A 3,497-nucleotide genomic window follows, 5' to 3' on the forward strand; every position below is an offset into this window, starting at 1 on the left:
CCGTCACCACCGGTGGTGACGGGGCCGTCGGGGAAGGGGGTCAGGTGGTGGGGACGTCCTCGCCCTCGCGGGCCAGCTTGCCGCTGCGGCGGTCGGCGAGGTAGCTGCGCAGCTCGTCCTTGACGACCGGCGCCAGGATGTAGAGGCCGATGATGTTGACCAGGGCGCAGAGGAAGAGCATCGCGTCGGCCAGCGTCAGCACGGAGCTGAAGGTCATCACCGTGCCGATGACGGTGAAGAGGCAGTAGACGACCTTGAAGGTCAGCAGGCTGGCGCTGGAGCGGCCGAAGAAGTGCGCCCAGGCCTTCTCGGAGTAGTAGCTCCAGGTGATGAGGGTGGAGAAGGCGAAGAGCGCGACGGCGATGGCCAGCACGATCGGGAACCAGGAGACGACGCTCTCGAAGGCGTCGGAGGTCAGGACCACGCCGTCGGCGCCGGTGGAACCGGTGGTGGCGACCTCCTCGCGGGCGTCCAGCCAGCTCTGCGGGCTGGCGATGACGATCGTCAGGGCCGTCATGGTGCAGATGATCACGGTGTCGACGAACGGCTCCAGCAGGGCCACGAAGCCCTCGGAGACGGGCCGGTGGGTCTTGACCGCGGAGTGGGCGATGGGGGCGGAGCCGATGCCGGCCTCGTTGGAGAAGGCCGCGCGCTGGAAGCCGACGATGAGCGCGCCGAGCACGCCGCCGGCGACGCCCTCGGGGTTGAAGGCGTTGGTGACGATGGCGCTGACGGCCTCGGGGACCTGGCCGATGTTGCCGATGATCACGACGAGGCAGGCGATCACGTAGATGAGCGCCATGGCGGGCACCAGCCTGGAGGTGACCCGGCCGATGGAGCTGATGCCGCCCAGGATGACCAGGCCGACCAGCGCGGCGAGCACCACGCCGAAGACGAAGGCGGCGCCGTCGCTGCCCAGGAAGCCGTCGTCGCCGCCGGTGATGTTGCGGAACTGCGCGAAGGTCTGGTTGGCCTGGAACATGTTGCCGCCGGCCACGCCGAAGAAGAAGATCGCGACGGCGAAGATGCCGGTGAGGATCGTCCCGACCCAGGTCACCTTCAGCTTGGAGAACGCCACCTTGAGGTAGCGGAACGGCCCGCCGGTGATGCTGCCGTCCTCGTGGACCTCGCGGTACTTCACGCCCAGGGTGCACTCGACGAACTTCGTGCACATGCCGAGCAGGCCGGCGACGATCATCCAGAAGGTGGCGCCCGGGCCGCCGATGGTGACCGCGACGGCCACGCCGGCGATGTTGCCCAGGCCGACCGTGCCGGACACCGCGCTGGTCAGCGCCTGGAAGTGGGTGACCTCTCCGGGGTCGGAGTCCCTGCTGAACCGCCCGCGGATGGTCTCGACCGCGACCTTCAGGCCCCGGACCTGGATGAAGCCGAAGTAGACGGTGAAGATCAGGCCGGCGAGGACGAGCCAGCCCACGATGAGGGGGAAGGTGGCCCCGCCGATGCTGACCGAGTAGAAGATGACGTCGCTCAGCGCCGTGGCGATGTCGGAGAAGACGCTGTCGACGCTCGACTCGATGCTGGCGAGCACGCCGCTGTCGGGTTCCACGGTGGCGGAGGCCCCGAGGGCGTGGAGGGTCGCTGATGGCATTGGCGCAGAGAAGCGCTTCCGGGGCGCGGCGTCAACCGCTACTCGCAGCCCTTGCCCAGCCGCAACGAAGTCGTAACGTGGCAGGACGTGCCCGGGTGATCACAGCTCCCGGACGGCACCGTCCTCCACGACCACCCGGCGCGTCACCCGCACCGCCTCCAGCAGCCGGCGGTCGTGGCTGACCAGCAGCAGCGTGCCCGGGTAGCCCTCCAGCGCCTGCTCCAGCTGCTCGATCGCCGGCAGGTCCAGGTGGTTCGTCGGCTCGTCCAGCACCAGCAGGTTCACCCCGCGCGCCTGCAGCAGCGCCAGCGCCGCCCGGGTGCGCTCGCCCGGCGACAGGCTCGAGGCGGCGCGGCCCACGTGCGCGGCGCTCAGGCCGAACTTCGCCAGCAGCGTGCGCACCTCCGCGTCCGGCTGCTCCGGCACCGCGTCGGCGAACGCCCGCGCCAGCGGCACCTCGCCCAGGAACAGCCCGCGCGCCTGGTCCACCTCCCCGACCCGCACGCCCGAGCCCAGCGAGGCGGCGCCCTCCTGCGGGGTCAGGCGGCCCAGCAGCAGGTGCAGCAGCGTCGTCTTGCCCGCCCCGTTGGGGCCGGTCACGGCCAGGCGGTCCCCGGCGTCGACGCGCAGGTCCACCGGCCCCAGGGTGAACGCCCCGCGCCGCGCCACCGCCCCGCGCAGCGTCGCCACCACGGAGCCCGACCGGGGCGCGGCGGCGATGGACATCTGCAGCTTCCACTCCTTGCGCGGCTCCTCCACGACCTCCAGCCGCTCGATCATCCGGTCGGTCTGGCGGGCCTTGGCGGCCTGCTTCTCGCTGCCCTCGCGCATCTTCGCCCGGATCATCTTGTCCGGCTCGCCCTTGCGCACGGCGTTGCGCACGCCCTTGGCCATCCAGTTCCGCTGCATCCGCGCCCGCGCCTCCAGCCCGGAGCGGGTGTCGGCGTACTCCTCGTACTCCTCGCGGGCGTGGCGGCGCTGCACCTCCCGCTCGGCCAGGAACGCCTCGTACCCGCCGCCGACGACCCGCACGAGCTGCTGCGCCAGGTCCAGCTCGACGACCCGGTCCACGGTGCGGGCCAGGAACTCGCGGTCGTGGCTGACGACGACGGCGGGGGAGCGCAGCTGCTGCACGAACCGCTCCAGCCTGGCCAGGCCGTCCAGGTCCAGGTCGTTGGTGGGCTCGTCCAGCAGGAAGACGTCGTGGCGCGAGAGCAGCAGCGCGGCCAGCCCGGCGCGCGCGGCCTGCCCGCCGGACAGCGCCGGCATCGGCAGGTCCACGTCCACCGCCAGGCCGAGGTCGGCCAGGACCTCGCCGCGGCGCTCGTCCAGGTCGGCACCGCCCAGGGCCAGCCAGCGGTCCAGGGCGTCCGCGTAGCGGTCGTCGGCGCCGGGCGCTCCCTCGGCCAGGCCCTGCGCGGCGGCGTCCATCGCCTCCTGCGCCGCGGCGACCCCGGTGCGCCGCGCCAGGAACGCGGCCACGCTCTCGCCGGGGCGGCGCTCCGGCTCCTGCGGCAGGTAGCCCACCGTCGCGGTGGGCGGGGACAGGGTGACCGCCCCGGACTCGGGGGCGTCGGTCCCGGCGAGCAGGCGCAGCAGCGTGGACTTGCCCGCGCCGTTGGCGCCGACCAGGCCGACGACGTCACCGGGGGCGACCACGAGGTCCAGCCCGGAGAACAGGGTGCGCGTCCCGTGCGCCGCGCTGAGGTCCTTGGCGACGAGGGTTGCGCTCACACCCCCATCCTCCCCGATCCCGCACCCTCCCCCCGCCCCTCCGCTCCCCGCCGTGGTCTTTGGAGGGGTGTAGCCAAAACCTGCGAGATATACCCCGGGGGGGGGGGGGGTGCCGGGGCCGCCCCACGTTAATCAGCGGCGCGCCGGGGGGGTG

General features: G+C 72.6%; 2 protein-coding genes. Both read right to left on the reverse strand.

Annotation, left to right across the window (positions count from 1 at the left end; all coding sequences use genetic code 11):
* Nucleotides 1-40: 40 nt before the first annotated feature.
* Nucleotides 41-1,609 carry an alanine/glycine:cation symporter family protein gene (locus ACRYR9_RS19550; protein ID WP_432498961.1) on the reverse strand — a complete coding sequence of 523 codons (1,569 nt, stop codon included), beginning with the start codon at nt 1,607-1,609 and terminating at the stop codon, nt 41-43.
* A 99-nt stretch (nt 1,610-1,708) separates the two neighbouring features.
* Nucleotides 1,709-3,343 (reverse strand): ABC-F family ATP-binding cassette domain-containing protein, encoded by a 1,635-nt coding sequence (locus ACRYR9_RS19555; protein ID WP_432498959.1) that lies wholly within the window; start codon nt 3,341-3,343, stop codon nt 1,709-1,711.
* Nucleotides 3,344-3,497: the final 154 nt, after the last annotated feature.

The sequence above is a fragment of the Kineococcus auxinigenes genome (assembly GCF_050871525.1).
Taxonomy (GTDB): Bacteria; Actinomycetota; Actinomycetes; order Actinomycetales; family Kineococcaceae; genus Kineococcus.